Genomic DNA, 15,467 nt, shown 5'->3' with positions numbered 1-15,467 from the left:
CGGATCGCGCCCCAACGGCCCGTCGTTGTCAGCAGTCGTCAGCCGTTGTCAATCAGGCTGGCGATCTGGTTGTAGATCAGGTGCGCCTTCGCGCCCTGGTTCGAAGGGCAGCCGCCGAGGTGGTGCAGGGCGATCACCCGGTGGCTGGCGTTCAGCACCGGCGAGCCCGAGTTGCCGCCAGAGGTGTCACAGCTGTAGCTGATGTTCCAGGTGTTGTAGTTCGCGTTCCGCACGGTGCACGTCGTGCCACCCTGGGTGTTCTCATAGATCGACAGTCGCTTCGGGCTGCCGTCGCCGTGCCCCGGGATGTACATCCGGGTGCCGGTGCTGGTGGCGGTCGTCGCCAGGTACAGCGTGCCGAAGCCTTGGATGTTGGTGAAGTTGTTCACCGAGTACAGGGTGTAGTCCAGTTCGCCGGAGCCGCCGGAGCTCACCTTGTAGAGGGTGGCCCCGCTGACCTTGGTGCCGGGCCCGGGGCTCGCGCCGCCACAGGTGGCGCACTGGTAGTTGAACTGCATCTCGCTGCCGCTGACGGCGGACTGCGTCGAGAAGCAGTGCTTGTTGGTCAGCATGCGGTTGGTGTTGCCGACCCGCCAGGTGGTGCACAGCCCGCCGCCGCTGATCAGTAGCCGCGCCACCGCGTTGCCGCGGGCGTACTCGCTCGGGTGGCTGTTCTGGTAGCAGACGACGTCGCGCCGGGCGTCGGTGCTGCAGACGGACTGCGTGGAGAAGTTGTGCTGCGTGATCTCCGTGCGGTCGTAGCCGCGCCAGAACCGGTCGATGGTGGCGGCGCTGCCAAGGGAGCGGCGGTTGCTGTGCAGCGCCACCACTGCGGTGTCACCCTCCACCGACATCGCCCAGAAGCCCGGCTGCCCGTCGATGGTGTAGTCCGAGCCGGTCGCCCGGTTCAGGTAGCGGTCGTATCGGTAGCTCTCCTCGCCGTCGGGGCTCGACACGGTGACGTAGTCGCCGTCAGCCAGTCGCAGTGAGCTGAAGTGCACCTTGACGTACGCCGCGCCGGGGTGCCGAATGATCTGCGTCCGGCCGCCCCGGGCGTAGGACAGGGAGCCGTCGACGGTGCGGAGTTCACCGACCGTGGTGACGCCCTCGGCCGAGAACTGATCCGATTCGGGTGCCCGCTCGGAGTGTGGTGCGAGAGGTCGCACCGAGTACGCCTCGGCGGCGGGTACCGACAGCAGGCTCAGCCCAAGTGTGCAGGCGCCGAGCGCGACCGCCACCGTGCGCAGGCGGCGTAGGGCATGTTTCATCGTCGCTCCTCCCCGGAACCAGCATCCGGACGTGGCTTTGAACCTTCATACCGGAACTCAATCGAGAAATGCAAGTACGTCAATATCTTTGTGCCGTCGCGGCGCCTGCGGCCACGGTGGCCTGGCTCCAGGTAGGTGTAGCTTCGGCTCCGTGCGAAAGGTCTGCGTGGTCGGGGCGGGCGCGGTCGGTGGGGTGATCGGCGCGCGCCTGGCCCTGGCCGGGCTCCCCGTGTCGGCCCTGGCCAGGAACGACACGCTGGCCTCGCTGCGTACGCACGGTTGGTTGTTGAGCTCGCGCGACGGCGGGCCGCAGGCCGCCCCGGTGGCCGCGGCCACCGACGACGCCGCGGCACTGGGCCCGCAGGACGTCGTGATCCTCGCGGTGAAGGCGCACCACCTGCCCGCGCTCGCGCCCGCGCTGGTGCCGCTGCTCACCCCGGAGACCGTGCTGGTCCCGGCGCTGAACGGGGTGCCGTGGTGGTTCTTCCACGACTTCGGCGGTCCACTGGCCGGCACCGTCCTCGACGCGGTCGATCCCGGCGGCGTCGTCTCGAAGGCGCTGCCACCTGAGCAGGTGATCGGCTGCGTGGTCCACCTCGCCGCCCGCACCCTCCGGCCCGGGCACGCCGTGCACACCGCAGGTGACGAGCTGATCATCGGCGAGCCGTCGGGCGTGGCGTCCCCGCGCGCGGCGGCGGTGGCCGCCCTGCTGCGCCGCGGCGGGTTCACGGTGACGGTGTCGGAGTCGATCCAGCGGGACGTCTGGTTCAAGCTCTGGGGCAACATGACCATGAACCCGATCTCGGCGCTGACCGGCGCCACCGCCGACCGCATCCTCGACGACGCGCTGGTCAACACGTTTGTCCAGCGGGTCATGACGGAGGCGGCCGAGATCGGTGTGCGGATCGGCTGCCCGATCTCGCAGAGCATCGCGGAGCGCACGGAGGCCACCAGACGGCTCGGCGCCTTCAAGACCTCCATGCTCCAGGACGCCGAGGCTGGTCGCACCATCGAGCTGGACGCCCTGGTCACCGCGGTCGGTGAGATCGGCGCGCTGACCGGCGTGCCCACCCCGCACCTGGACGCGCTACTGGGTCTCGCCCGCCTCGCGGCCCGCGAGCGCGGCCTCTACTGACCGAGGCCTGCGGCGAGGGCGCTCGCGGGAGGTATGGGGCTTCCTGGCGATGCCCCTTAATACGGCAATACTCCGCTTTTGCCGGATTGCGGCCACTAGCATCGCTTTGGTCGGACTTGCGCTGACCGAGGATGCCCCGGTCGGACAGAACCGGCCCGCTGGGCGCCACCGCATCGGCAATCATCGATCTTGATACGGGGACCGCAAGTGCACGTGCAGACTTCGGGGAATCGGCGAGCCGGCGGGCGTCGCCGGGCGGACGCATCCGGTACGGAACACTCCGGTCGGCGCTACCGTCTTGGCGAGGACGTCCGGCGATCGGGAAGACCGCCGGAGAACTGGGCCGGGCAGCGGGCAGGGACCGCGGCATGAGCGCTCCCGCTCGGCCAGCACCCGAGACACTCGACACCGAGATCCGGAATCTCTCGGGCGGCCGCGTCCTACGCGCCGGGCCCGGTGGACCGATCTTCGCGCCCTTCCGGTACCTGCGCGCCACCCGGGCAGCCACCTTCGTATCGGCCCTGCGTTGGCGCGACCGGGTGGCCGTCGCCGGGCTGACCGCCGGCTGGGCGACCTCCTTCGTGGCCTTCTGGTTGTGGTGGTGGCAACCCGCGCACCGCGTCGGCTGGGCGGGACTGGCCCTCAACAGCCTGCTTATGCTGTATCTGACCGGGCTGCCCGGCTACTTCCTGCTCGCCGTCTCGCGACTGCGCCAGGTCAATCCCGCGCTCGGGGTGTCGCGGCTGCGGGTGGCCTTCGTGGTGACCCACGTACCGTCGGAACCCTGGTCGATGGCCCACCGCACCCTCACCGCGATGCTGGCCCAGCGGTTTCCCTACCCGTACGACGTCTGGCTCTGCGACGAGGACCCGTCCGAGCAGGCCCTGCGATGGTGCGCCGCGAATGGGGTCCGGGTGTCCAGTCGCAGTGGCGTCGCCGCCTACCACCGGGCCACCTGGCCTCGCCGTACCCGCTGCAAAGAAGGCAACCTCGCCTACTTCTACGACCACTGGGGTTACCGGGACTACGACGTGGTCGCCCAGCTCGACTGCGACCACGTGCCCCAACCGACCTATCTTGCCGAGATCACGCGACCGTTCGCAGATCCCGCCATCGGATACGTCGCCGCACCGAGCGTCTGTGACGCCAACAGCGCGAACTCGTGGTCGGCCCGGGGCCGGCTGTACCGCGAGGCGACCTTTCACGGCCCGGTCCAGCTAGGCCTCAATGGCCTCGCCCCCCTGTGCATCGGCTCGCACTACGCCGTACGGACCAAGGCGCTGCGCGACATCGGCGGGCTCGGCCCCGAGTTGGCCGAGGACTTCTCCACGACGTTCCTGCTCACCTCGGCCGGCTGGCACGGCACCTTCGCCATCGACGCCGAGGCACACGGCGACGGCCCGCTCACCGTCGCCGACATGCTGACCCAGGAGTTCCAGTGGTCACGCAGCCTCACCACGCTGCTCTACGACCTCGTGCCGGATCACCTCCGGCGACTGCGCGTCGCGTTGCGGCTGCAGTTCGCGTTTCAACTGTCCTACTATCCGCTACTGGCGGTAGTGATGGTCGTCGGCCTCGCCCTGCCTCCGATCGCGGCGGTCACCGGGCTGCCCTGGGTCAACGTCAACTATTTCGAATACCTGGTCCGCCTGGCTGTGGTATCGCTGTGGCTGCCCCCGCTGACCTTGCTGCTCCGCCGGCGGGGGCTGTTGCGCCCGCGATCAGCGCCGGTGGTGAGCTGGGAAAACATGTTGTTCGCCCTGACCCGCTGGCCGTACGTCGCCTGGGGCGTCCTGGCCGCGACGCGGCTGAACGTGCGGCCCAGGCAGGTCTCGTTCAAGGTCACCCCCAAGGCGCGCACCGGCCTGGAGCCACTCCCCACCCGACTCGTCCTGCCCTACACGGTGATCACCGTGGTGCTGTCCGCGGCCGCCCTGCTCGGCGAGCGGTCGACACACACGCTGGGGTACGTCTTCCTCTGCATTCTCGGCGCACTCTGCTACGCGGCGGTGGGACTCGCGGTACCCGTCCTGCACATGGTGGAGGCAGCCCGGGCCGCCCGGCTGCGCGTGCGGTCAGCCGTCCCGACCGTCATCGGCCCCCTGCTGGTCGGCGTGGTGGCGCTCCTCCCGCTCGCGGCGGCTATCGCCAGATACCCCCTTCCTGCGCTGCCGCTCCTCACCCGATAACTCCCAGATCTCCGACACGCTGGAAGGAGACATTCATGTCTGATCCGAAAACTGTCCTGGTGACCGGCGGCGCCGGCTTCATCGGGAGCCACACCTGTGTCGAGTTGCTCGAGCACGGCTACGAGGTGTGCATTGTCGACAACTACTCCAACAGCTCACCGGCGGCACCGACCCGGGTCGAGAAGGTGGCGGGCCGCCCTCTGCTGAGCGTCTACGAGGCCGACGTACGTGATCATCGGGCGCTCTCGGCGATCTTTGCGGAGAACCCCATCGATGCGGTCATCCACTTCGCCGGGAGGAAGGCGGTCGGCGAATCGGTGTGGATTCCCGTCGACTACTACGACACGAACGTCGGTGGCACGACGAGCCTGCTGCGAAGCATGCGGGAAAACGGCGTGCACCGCCTCGTCTTCTCCTCATCGTGTTCCATCTACGGGGAGGCGGCCCGGATCCCGATCGACGAGCAGGCACCGCCACGGCCGACGAACCCGTACGCCAGATCGAAATGGATGTGCGAGCAGATCATCGCCGACGCCTGCCGGCAGCACCCGGAGCTGGCGGCCTATGCGCTGCGATACTTCAACCCGGTCGGCGCGCATCCCAGCGGGTTGCTCGGCGAGGACCCCCGCGGCATCCCGCAGAACGTGATGCCCTATCTGATGCAGGTCGCCATCGGCAGGCTCGAACGGCTGAGCATCTTCGGCCGCGACTACGCCACCGCGGACGGTACGGCGGTGCGCGACTACATCCATGTCATGGACGTCGCCCAGGCGCACCGCATCGCACTGGAGCGTCTCGACGAGGTGACGGGACTGGAGACCCTCAATCTCGGCAGCGGCGTGGGGACGTCAGTCCTGGAGCTCGTGCGGGCGGTCAGCGCGACCTGTGGAAAGTCCCTGCCGTACGACATCGTCGAACGGCGGCAAGGTGACGTGGCCAGACTGGTTGCCGATCCTGGCGCGGCGGCCCGGAAGTGGGGCTGGCGCACGACCCGGAACCTCGCCGCGATGTGCCGGGACGCGTGGCGCTTCCAGCTGCTGAATCCCGCCGGATTCGACGACGACCTGACGAGGCCGGCCGCCATCCCGACGGCGCGATCGCTCGATGCGGACGCGATGCCCAGATCACCTGCACCTGACCATCGTTGACGCTCGACGGCGACGATCACCGGCTTACGACCGCGCCTCAGGCAAGGGTAGGAGCGGCTGCCTTGGCGGCCTGCTCGATCTGCGCGCGTCTGGCTTCCCAGAAGGCCGCGTCGGGCTGCCCATTGGCGTATCGGGCTGCTGTCCCTGTCAAGCCGTCGAGCTGTTCGCGCAGGATGTCGGCGTGTCCGGCGTGCCGGTTCGTCTCGGTGAGCACGTGGACCAGGATGGCGAACAGCGTGACCTGTGGGCGCGGCCACCAGGGCACGTAGCCGGGCGAGTCGACGTCCAGGGCGATGATCGTCGCGTCTGAGTGCTCCCACACGCGACGGTAGCGGTCGATGATCTCCTCGCGCGTCTCGTGCTCGGTCGCCCACATGTCTCTGCCGCGCGCCTCGGCGTCGTCCCAGCGAGCCAGGGGTTCGGGGAACGGCCGCCCGAAGACGTCGCCGAAGTATCTGGCCTCCCAGACCGACAGGTGCTTCACCAGGCCAAGAAGATTCGTGCCAGTCGCGGTCAGGGGGCGGCGGATGTCGTACTCGCCGAGCCCGTCGAGCTTCCAAAGGATCGCCTCGCGAATCTCCCGCAGGTCGCTGTGCAGGTGCGTCTTCGCGAAGTCATCGATCATGGGGCATGAGCCTGCCACGTGCTCCCGGCGGCCTCAACCTGCGCCCACCACAGGCGGCCGAGCCTGACCGATGTCGTTTCCCGACCGCCACCATGGGCTGAGCCCAGGCGCCGTCGACAACGGTGTCCCACCAAATGGCGAGACATCGCTCAGGCGGCGGGCTGGATGGCCCCGACGGTGCCGGCCCCGACGAGCGGTCGGCCGAGGAAGTCCACCGGTCCCGGATCGACATCGAAGAGCGACCGGAGGTTGAGGGCGCGGCCGGCCAGCGGCGAATCGCGGCGCGGCGTGAGCGCTTTCGCCCGTTGGGCCGGCGAGCCCGAGCGACCGGCCCTCCCGAAACGCGGGTCTGCGCTCGATCCGCCGACCCTCGCCCCGAGGCGTTCCTGCCCGGTCGCCGCGCGCCAATCTTCCAGATTGACATAGGACGTACCAGCCCACGAAACTGCCCAGCTTCCCGATTCGGCGAAGAAGTTGTTGCCCTGCAACAGGACGTCGGCGGTTGAGAACTCATCGGCGAGCACGAGGTTGGTCCCACCCGAGACAACCAGGTTGTTGCGCAGGACGACGTTGGACAAGCCACCGAAGTACTTCTGCAGACGGATGGCCGCGGGGGCCCAGTCCTTCGCCTCCATCACCACCGTGTTGTGGTAGACCTCGGCGTTGTTGACCGACCCGGCCAGGTGGATACCCGCGTACTCCGGCAGCTTGCGGGCGTCGTTGATGCTGATGTTGAAACGGACGACGTTGTCGGTGTGCGCGGCATTGGACTGGCCGCTGTAGAGCAGGTATCCGGCGCCGTCGTTGTCGTAGGACAGGTTGTACTGCAGGACCGACGAGGACACGTTCTGGTCCATGTCGAAGCCACCGCCGTCCTTCTGGCCGGCGGTGTGGTTGCGGAACGAGACATTGCGCTCCATGACCACGGCGGTCGAATCCCAGGTCCACATGCCGACCGGCCCTTCGGGCGCCGCCGCCGACGACCCGTTGTCGTGCGCGCTGGACCGCTCGATGCGCCCGCCTCGCACACTGCCGAGCGCGATTCCGCTGCCCGTGTTACTGAAGTGATTGGTCGGGTCTCCCGGGTTGTGGTGCGCCTCGACCTCCGACACGACGACGTCTTCGTGCGCATAGCGCGGCGCCGCGGCGTCGAAGCGAGGTCCGAAGCTGATCAGTCCATTCTCCGTGTTGCCGTGCAGGTTGGCAGCACGGATCCGTACGCCACGGAAGCCGGTGGACTTCGGGCCGGCGGCGATCTGGATTCCGTTCTTGAATCCGCTCACCTCGACCCCGGTGATATCCACGTGGTCGAGTGTCCGGCCGTCGGTCACATCGGAGTAGAACTCGATCCCGGCGGTGGTCCTGTTGTCCGCCCCGCCGCCGACGATCACCAAGTCGCGGATCTCGATGCCGGCCGTGTTGTGCACCCTGATCCCCGCGCCGCCGGCGGCCTCGATCGTGGCACGGCCGGCGCCATAGGTGCTGACAACGACCGGATTTGCCGCGTCCCCCGCCTCGCCGGACCCGAAGGTCAGGCTCCCGCGAAAGTGCGCACCTCCTTCGAGCAGGAGTTTGTTTCCCGGCTTGAAGGCGAAGGCGGCGGCCTTGTCCAGCGATCGCCACGCTGTGGCGGGCGAGGAGCCGTCGCGGGCATCGTCCCCGGTCGGGCTGACATGGAACGTGTGGATCACGGGCGGAGCGGCTCCCCGATTCGACGACCTGAGCTCGAGAACATGCGCAACCAGGGGGAAGAACACCGCCAGCGCCAGCACCAGCACCGCGCCGATTCGCCGACGTGAACGCCGGGGGGCTGGCGGACCTGACAGGTCCGCCTGCAGATCAACCTCACTCCGTTGCCCATCTGTACCGGCTAGCAAGAACTCCTACCGCCCTTCGGTAACCCCTGCATACCGCGACAAACGCCTTATATCGGCATTTTAGGCCACTCTGGCACTTGTAGTCGTCATCCGCCCGGACTCCGCCGGATTCACGTACGGGCTCCTCTGAGCAGCGCACCGCGGGCGAGGCAGGCGCCGGGGTTGCCCGTCGCGGACCCGCCCGGGGTCGGCGGGCACGGTGGTCGTGCCGGGCGGCACCAGTCCCGTGTCCCGGGGTTAGAGCCCCTCGGGTGGGGTAGATCCGCCTTCCACTCGGCCGGCGGGACCGTCCTCAGCCCGCCACCTGCGGTGGGGCTGCCGAGATGTCTCGGAGGGTCGATGTCAGACGGACCAGCGCGAGTGAGCGGGCCGGCGACGCCGAACGACGTGGTGGAGTTGCGAGTGCACGGGATCGCCGCCGCAGGTGCCGCCGAAGTGTTGGACCGACCGAACGTGCAGCAGGTCGCGGGGGATCGCAGCGCGGGCTTCTACCGGCCCCGACCCGGCTGCTCGGAGGTCAACGGCCCGGGCGGGGTGACCCTGGAGGCGTACCGGTGGAGTGACCTGCCCTCCGGCACCGCGGTTCGGACCCTCTCGCTGGTGTTCCTGCTGCCGTTCCTGCTGCTCAACGTGGCGATCTGGATGCGCCCGGGAAAGCCGGCTTCCGACGCGGTGGTCAGATCTCTGTGCCGGGTGCTGGGCCTCACCCTGACCGCCCTGTACGTGCTTGCCGCCGTCGGCGTCGCGCTGGACCTCGTCGCCTGGCAGTGCATGTCCTCCTCGGCCTGCCTGTCTGGTCGTAGCTGGCTGTCCTGGCTGGGTGAACGTCCCACCGGGTTGCGGCTGGCGGTGCTCGCGCTGGTGCCGGCCGCCGCCATCGGCCTGATCTGGTGGGCCAGCACGCGCCCGGGACGGTCGTTCACGGCGTTCCGCGCGCCGGACAGCACGGTGTCCGGGCACCCGCTCAGCTCGGTCGGCCAGTGGGACGCCGAGCCACTGGTGGGACGGCTGCGCTCGATCCACATCGCTGCGGCGTTCGCGACACTGGACGGCAGCCTGCTCGCCGCCCGGGCCGCACAGGGCGCCTCAGCCAGCACCATCGTTTTGGCGGTGGCAACGGGAGGCGTCCTGGCCACCTGTGTGGCCCTGCTCTGCGCCCCCCCGCTGATCGACCGGGCCCCCACGAACCGGCGGCTCGACGGTGCCGCCCGCCTGCTGCGGACGATCGCCGTCGGTCTCACCGTCGCGGTCTTCGCCCACGTCCTGACCAGCCCCACCCGTTGGCAGGAGGGCGGTGGCCTGCCCGGCTACGGCTCGACCCTCACCTGGCTGTTCGTCGCTCATGCCGGGCTGCTGGCCGCCCTGGCCGCCGCGCTGCTGTGGCGCCCGGACCGACCGCCGGGTCACCCACCGCTACTCGGACTGGGCGCGCTGGCGACCGCGGCGGCGGCCGCCGGTCTCGCGGTGGCGTTCTCCGCCGAACTCGTCCGCCGGGTGGCCGACTACCTGGACCGCACCGCATCAACTTCACAAGACCTGGTCCCCCGCCCACCAGCCGCATACACCTGGGTGATCTACGGCTTCTTCCGGGCGGCGCTGATCACGCTGGTCGTCGCCAGCGTGGTGACCCTGATCTCCCGACGCGGCCGCTCCCGCGCGGCGGCCGCGATCGTCGCACGCGACTTCCCGGACCCGCCGCCGGAGGCCGCACCCCGGCTTCGGCAGGTGCAGCAGGCGATCGTCCGGGCCCGGTTCACCGAACGGCTGATACCGCTGGCCGTGGTCTACGCCTGCCTCGCCGGACTCGGCGCGGCAACCACCGCACTGGACCTGCTCGGGCTGTATCCAGGCGACGCACTCGAGCGGTACGCAGGGGTGCCGGCCGGCTTGGTCAACTTCGGCATCGGGATGGGCAGCTACCTGATCGCGGCGACCCTGCTCAGTCTGGTCATCGGCGGAATCTTCGCCTACCGGACCGCCGGGTTCCGGCGCCACGTCGGCGTTCTCTGGGACCTGGCCACCTTCTGGCCGCGCGCCGCCCACCCCTTCGCGCCGCCCTGCTACGCCGAACGGGCCGTGCCGGAGCTGGTACGACGCATCACCTACCTGGTCGAAAGCGGCAACGTCGTCCTGATCGCCGGGTACAGCCACGGCTCCGTGCTGGTCACCGCCACCGTGCTCCAACTGCCGCCCCACGTCAGCGGCCGGGTCGCCCTACTCACCTGCGGCTCACCACTGCGGCGGATCTACGCCCGGCTATTCCCCGCCTACGTCGACGACGACATGCTGCACGAGGTGGGTGGTCGAGTCGGCTGGCGATGGTTGAACCTCTGGCGCGACACCGACGCGATCGGCGGATGGATCTTCTCCGCCCACCGGCCGGACGAGCCGCCCACCGTCACCGGCCCGGCGGCAACGGTGGACCACCGCGTCCGCGACCCCAGCGACGTGGTCGTCCCAGCCAGCGACAGCGTCCCACCACCGATCAAGGGACACGGGCCCCGCGCGTCCGAAGAGCCGTACATCGAGGCGGCGCTCGATCTGGTCGAGCGCCTCCGCAAGCCGATGGACCCAGGGCCTCATCCGGCCGACCCACCGGCCGGACAATGAGTTCGACGCCCGGCCTCCCGATCAGGACCGGCTCCCTGACGCCGTTGCTTCCCGCTGGCCCGCCTGCCCCGACAGGTGGCCGGTGTGTGGGTGAGCGATGCCGGAAGCGGCGATCAGAGCCGCCGGGCCGACGCATCCGGCGTCAGCCGGGAATGACCGACGCCAGTGCCGGTAGCCTTGCTTTGCCGGGCTTGTTGCGACGCATCCGGCAGCGTGCCGAAGGCGCACCGGACCTGCCTGTTGGCTTCGGCCTGGGTGAGGCCGGACACCACGAGTAGGTCGCTGGTCGTGGTGCGAATCTGGGCGAGGACGACGGTCCCGGAGAAACCAATGTCATCCCCGTACGCTGCGCCGGCATGTTCAACGGCTTGCAGGGCTTTCGCCCGCGCATTGTGCGGCTCCCGTCGGGCCGCAAACTCGTCCCGAAGTATCCGCACCGCCCCAGCAAGGGCGAGAACCGCGTCGACCATCGCTGCCGGGACTGGCTCCTTGTCCTCGATGACCGTGACAGCTCGACGGATCATTGTCCCGCTGTTGCCCATCGCCCTCTCCAACGGCTCGGCGGTTCGGGCGTAGTGACTGAGCACGCCGTGCCGGTGCCGCCATGACAACGGAGACAGCCGGGTAACCTCCCGTGCACCCGCCACCGCCTCCCGCAATACCCGAAGTTCCTCCTGGTTGCCGCGCAGCCGGTCCCGGGCCCGGATCGCCCGCTCGATATCGCGCTCGCACAACGCCTCTGCCGTCTCCGTCAGCTGTTCGACCAGCGTTCGCAGCGCCGGTCCGGCAGCACGCCTGACGACTCTCAACGGGTTGACCGGCAAGAGGATCGCCGTGGCCAGTGCGACACCACCGCCGAGCAGCGCGTCAACGAACCGGGAAGACTCCACGTTCGGGGCCTGCGGGCTCAATGTGGTGATCAGTACTGCGGTGCTCGCCGTCTGGATCACCACCGCCGCCCGGCTGCTGAGGGCAAAGGCTGCGAGGATCGACATGATGACGACCAGGCCGAGCTGCCAGGGCCCGATGCCTATGAAGGACAGAAGCGCATCACCAACAAGCACCCCCAGCGCCACACCCACGACCAGCTCGACGATCCGCCGTACCCGCTGCCCAACAGACACGGCCAAAGTCCCGACCGCAGCAAGCGGAGCAAACACGGGGCTGGGATTGCCGGTCAGTTCGTGCGACAGCAGCCAAGCGGTCACCGCAGCGATGCCAGCCTGTAGGGCCACGATGCCTCCGCCGTACACCCGGATCGCACGCTCTCGCACCTTGAGCCGTTGGACGAGCCTGTCCTCGGCGGCACCCCGTCGACCCGCCCGCACGAACCGTTCCCAGCGGGAGCCGAGACTCCTCGTCAGGTCTCGGCGCCGTGGCACCTGTTGTTGCATGCTGCGCTTTACCCGTGATTGCGCGCATTTACACAGCAATGGCGATCTGCGAGTGAAATAACCGCGACTGTACAAATAGCGGCTCACGACCGATCAAGGGCGAGACGCCAGGTCACCGGCCTCGTCCGATCATGGCGGCGGGCCGTCGGTATTCGCAGTCGCGCTGAGGCGATCCCGGATCAGCGCGATCACGGTGTCGGCGGTCCGGTCGAGGTGACTGCGGCCATCGGGTAACCGGGCCCCCGGGCTGATGTAGCTGCGCGTACCGATGTGGGTGGCCGGGTCGAGCCAGTGCACGGTGATCTTCCCTTCGCGGTCGGCCCGGTTCCATCCGCTCCGGCGGAACAGCCGCCACCGCTGCGGGAAGATCAAGGCGCCGACTCGCTCAATCGTGTCGCCGGCACTGGTGAGCTGGTCGAAGTGCTGGGCGTGGCTGATGTCGTTGGCGCCGTTGTGGAACCCGCCGAGAGTGATCAGCCAGAGCGGGGAGCGCAGCTGGGACCACAGTTCCTGCACCGCGCCGGTGGCGACCTGGGCGCCGCCGCTGTAACTGAGCAGTACCACGGGGATACCGCTGTCAGGCCGGTAACCGGCGAGCCGGAGCTGAGTGGCGATCTGCGAGCCGACGGCGCGGTTGTACAGGGGACGGTACCGGCGGTCGGCGGCGACGAAGATCTGCATCACGTTGTGCAGGAACAGCACCAGCCCGAGGTGGCGGCGCAGCCATACCCACACCGGCCGGTCGGAGAGCGGTACGGCCAGCGGGGAGTAGGGCTGCACCTGGCCCAGCACCCTGAGCTCCGGTGCTCCGTCGATCAGGGCCTTGACCAGTCGGCCGCCGTCGCGGGTGTCGTGGAAGCGGCGTTTCCCGATGCCGTCCAGATAGACCAGGTAGGCGTCCGGAGGGCGGTCCGGGTCCGCGCCCCGGGCGGGGGGCATGCCCGTGGGGAGCGCGATGGTGGGAGTCCGCCAGCCTGCGGCATAGACCAGCACCTCGTAGCGGGCGAGCAGAGCTTCGGCGATCAGGACCAGTCCGAGCCCGCCGAGCAGCAGCAGGAGCGCAAGCCCGATCATGTGAGTGGCTCCGGTGCCCTTGGCCTGTTGAGCCTCGCGACCAGGCGGCGGACCCCCTCGACGGCGACGCCAAGCCCGACTCCCGCGACGGCTACGCAGCCGGCGGCAGGCCACCAGCCGAGACCGGCCCCCGTGGCGAGCGCAGCGGCGAGGCCGGCCCCCACACCCAGCATGAGCACAAAGTGCAGCAGCGGCCCGAGCAGCGGGAACGCGAGGACTGCGGCAAGCAGCAGCGGGGCGGCCAGGCCTGGTGTCCAGACCAGCGCGGCCTCGTCGGACGGTGAGGTTTGCATCACCAGCTCGGCAAGGGTCCACGCGGACAGCGGCCAGAGCGCGAATACCGAGCCCTCGACCACGGCGCCGGCCAGCATCAACCCGACCACCCTGGTGTGCGACACGCCGGACAGGCGTGCCAACAGGGGCAGGACACGCCCGGCGGCCTCGGACAGCCCTGCGAACAGCAGCAGGATGGCGACGACAGGGGACATCGGTCAGCCCTGCGGTGGCAGATCGGCAGAGCCCGGCTGAGTGACCGGGCCGGTCTGCTGCACATAGCGTTCGAGTTCGTCGGCGGCGCGCAGATAGCCGCCTGCCTGACGCTGGGCGACCTGCAGGGTGCTCGCGGCGGCCCGGAATCGGGGCTCGTCGAGCAGGCGCTGGGCGAGGACGCGCACGGCCTCCGCGTTCACGTCCTCGGTGCGAATCGAGAGGCCGGCACCGAGCTCGACGACGCGGGCAGCCACCAACGGCTGGTCAGCGCCCTGCGGAACCACCAGCATCGGGACGCCGTCGTACAGGGCCTCGTTGACGCTGTTCACCCCGCCGTGGGTGATGAACAGCGCTGCTCGGGCCAGCACCTTCAGCTGCGGTACGGAGCGGTGGGCGATCACGTTGGCCGGCAGCGGACGGAGCTCGGCGGGATCGGTGTGTCCGGTGGAGATGATCACGGTGCCACCGAGCGGGGCGAGCGCGTCGGCAAGGCTGCGCAGCAGCCGCGGGTCGGCCTTGAACAGCGTGCCCAGGGAGGCGTACAGCACCGGGTCCCGCAGCCGATCGACCGGGAACGACGAGTCGGCTGGGCGGGCACCGATGCTCGGTCCGACGAACCGGTACGACTGGTCGAAACTGTCGGCATCGGGGTGGAAGGCCCGCGAGGTGTAGACCAGGTTGAGCGGCTGACGGATGTTCGCCAGGTCGATCACGGGCACCGCACTTGTGTCGTACCGCCGGCGCAGCTCCCAGCGCGACCTCAGGTACCCCCCGGCGTGGCGGGGCCGGGCCGCCGCCTCGGCGAGCAGCCCCCAGGAGCCGTGGGTGGGGCTGGGCATGTGCCCGTTGAACGCGAACGTGGTGAACGACGACGCTGCCGGCACGTCGAGTTCCCGGGCGGCCACCGGCCCCCACGGGCAGAGGGAGTCGTGCACGATCAGATCGGGCCGGGCACCGCGCAGATCGGTGAGGACGGCGGGCAGCACGCGTACGGCGGTGTGCGCAAGCTGCTCCATCAGCGTGACCGGCGTGCTGGCGAGCGGTTGGTCTTCCCCGGGGTAGCGGAGCACTCGCGCGTCGGTGGCCGCGATCTCCTCGGCGAAGGCGGCCGTCGTGTGGTAGGTGACGGAGTGGCCACGACGAACAAGCTCGGCCACGACCGGCAGCGTCGGGTTGATGTGCCCGTGCATGGCGATGTTGAGGAATGCGACTGCGCTCATCGGCCGACCCGGGCCTGGGAAGGAGTCAGTGCCCGGCAACATGCAACGATCATGATCCGCCTTTCTCGGTAACAGCGTAAACGCTGCCGGATGGCACAGTGCCGCGGACAAGGTACTCGCCTCGTTCGGCGGGCAGGTTCGGGCGGGTCGGGCCGCTCCGCACCGCGACCGGCTGCTCGCCGATCTTGAGATCACGACGTTTCGGCAGCTCGTTGAACAGGCCGGACATGTCCCCGGATGCGCTGCGACGTCTGCGGAATCAGTCGGTGTGGGACGCCGACGCGGTCCGGGCAGGGGCCAGGCGGTAGCGAATTGTGGGCGGGCGGGCCGGTGCCATGAGCTAAGGGCGCGTCTCATTTGGTGAGGCGGCGGTAGCAGATCAGGGTGCTTGCGATGGTGGCGAAGGCTTCGAAGTGGTCGCCTTTGCGGTCGTAGCGG

Annotated in this window: 12 protein-coding genes; 4 read left to right on the top strand and 8 right to left on the bottom strand. The window is 69.3% G+C overall.

The window, feature by feature from the left end:
- Window positions 1–38: 38 nt before the first annotated feature.
- Window positions 39–1,268: a serine protease gene (locus M2302_RS20690; RefSeq protein WP_280839500.1), complete on the bottom strand. Its 1,230-nt coding sequence runs from the start codon at window positions 1,266–1,268 to the stop codon at window positions 39–41.
- Window positions 1,269–1,419: 151 nt separating this feature from the next.
- Between M2302_RS20690 and M2302_RS20685 the strand changes: the two genes are divergently transcribed.
- The 3 genes from M2302_RS20685 (at window position 1,420) to galE (ending at window position 5,740) form a co-directional block, all read left to right on the top strand.
- Window positions 1,420–2,403, top strand: a complete 984-nt coding sequence (locus M2302_RS20685) for a 2-dehydropantoate 2-reductase (protein WP_280839499.1) — start codon at window positions 1,420–1,422, stop codon at window positions 2,401–2,403.
- A 368-nt stretch (window positions 2,404–2,771) separates the two neighbouring features.
- Window positions 2,772–4,592 (top strand): glycosyltransferase family 2 protein, encoded by a 1,821-nt coding sequence (locus M2302_RS20680; protein WP_280839498.1) that lies wholly within the window; start codon window positions 2,772–2,774, stop codon window positions 4,590–4,592.
- A gap of 35 nt (window positions 4,593–4,627) precedes the next feature.
- Window positions 4,628–5,740 carry a UDP-glucose 4-epimerase GalE gene (galE, locus tag M2302_RS20675; RefSeq protein WP_280839497.1) on the top strand — a complete coding sequence of 371 codons (1,113 nt, stop codon included), beginning with the start codon at window positions 4,628–4,630 and terminating at the stop codon, window positions 5,738–5,740.
- A gap of 37 nt (window positions 5,741–5,777) precedes the next feature.
- Here the strand turns inward: galE and M2302_RS20670 are convergent, their stop codons facing one another.
- Both M2302_RS20670 and M2302_RS20665 read right to left on the bottom strand, forming a co-directional pair.
- Entirely contained in the window at window positions 5,778–6,365 is a 588-nt protein-coding gene (locus M2302_RS20670; protein WP_280839496.1) for a DinB family protein, read from the bottom strand.
- A 149-nt stretch (window positions 6,366–6,514) separates the two neighbouring features.
- Window positions 6,515–8,143, bottom strand: a complete 1,629-nt coding sequence (locus tag M2302_RS20665; protein WP_280839495.1) for a right-handed parallel beta-helix repeat-containing protein — start codon at window positions 8,141–8,143, stop codon at window positions 6,515–6,517.
- Between the two features lie 438 nt (window positions 8,144–8,581).
- Here M2302_RS20665 and M2302_RS20660 point away from each other — a divergent pair, with 438 nt between their 5' ends.
- Window positions 8,582–10,852 (top strand): hypothetical protein, encoded by a 2,271-nt coding sequence (locus M2302_RS20660; protein WP_280839494.1) that lies wholly within the window; start codon window positions 8,582–8,584, stop codon window positions 10,850–10,852.
- A gap of 113 nt (window positions 10,853–10,965) precedes the next feature.
- Here M2302_RS20660 and M2302_RS20655 read toward each other — a convergent pair whose 3' ends face one another.
- From M2302_RS20655 to M2302_RS20635, 5 genes are all read right to left on the bottom strand, one after another.
- Entirely contained in the window at window positions 10,966–12,246 is a 1,281-nt protein-coding gene (locus M2302_RS20655) for an FUSC family protein (protein WP_280839493.1), read from the bottom strand.
- Between the two features lie 129 nt (window positions 12,247–12,375).
- Window positions 12,376–13,320: a hypothetical protein gene (locus M2302_RS20650; RefSeq protein ID WP_280839492.1), complete on the bottom strand. Its 945-nt coding sequence runs from the start codon at window positions 13,318–13,320 to the stop codon at window positions 12,376–12,378.
- Window positions 13,317–13,808, bottom strand: a complete 492-nt coding sequence (locus tag M2302_RS20645; RefSeq protein ID WP_280839491.1) for a hypothetical protein — start codon at window positions 13,806–13,808, stop codon at window positions 13,317–13,319. Before M2302_RS20645 ends, M2302_RS20650 begins: the two co-directional genes overlap by 4 nt.
- A 3-nt stretch (window positions 13,809–13,811) precedes the next feature.
- Window positions 13,812–15,029, bottom strand: a complete 1,218-nt coding sequence (locus M2302_RS20640; RefSeq protein ID WP_280839490.1) for a macrolide family glycosyltransferase — start codon at window positions 15,027–15,029, stop codon at window positions 13,812–13,814.
- A 49-nt stretch (window positions 15,030–15,078) separates the two neighbouring features.
- Window positions 15,079–15,258, bottom strand: a complete 180-nt coding sequence (locus M2302_RS20635) for a hypothetical protein (protein ID WP_280839489.1) — start codon at window positions 15,256–15,258, stop codon at window positions 15,079–15,081.
- Between the last annotated feature and the right edge of the window lie 209 nt (window positions 15,259–15,467).

It is taken from the genome of Micromonospora sp. A200 (assembly GCF_029893845.1).
In the GTDB taxonomy this organism is placed as follows: Bacteria; Actinomycetota; Actinomycetes; order Mycobacteriales; family Micromonosporaceae; genus Micromonospora; species Micromonospora purpureochromogenes.
Note: the sequence above shows the minus strand (reverse complement) of the source record. Positions and strands in the feature narration are given on the sequence as shown.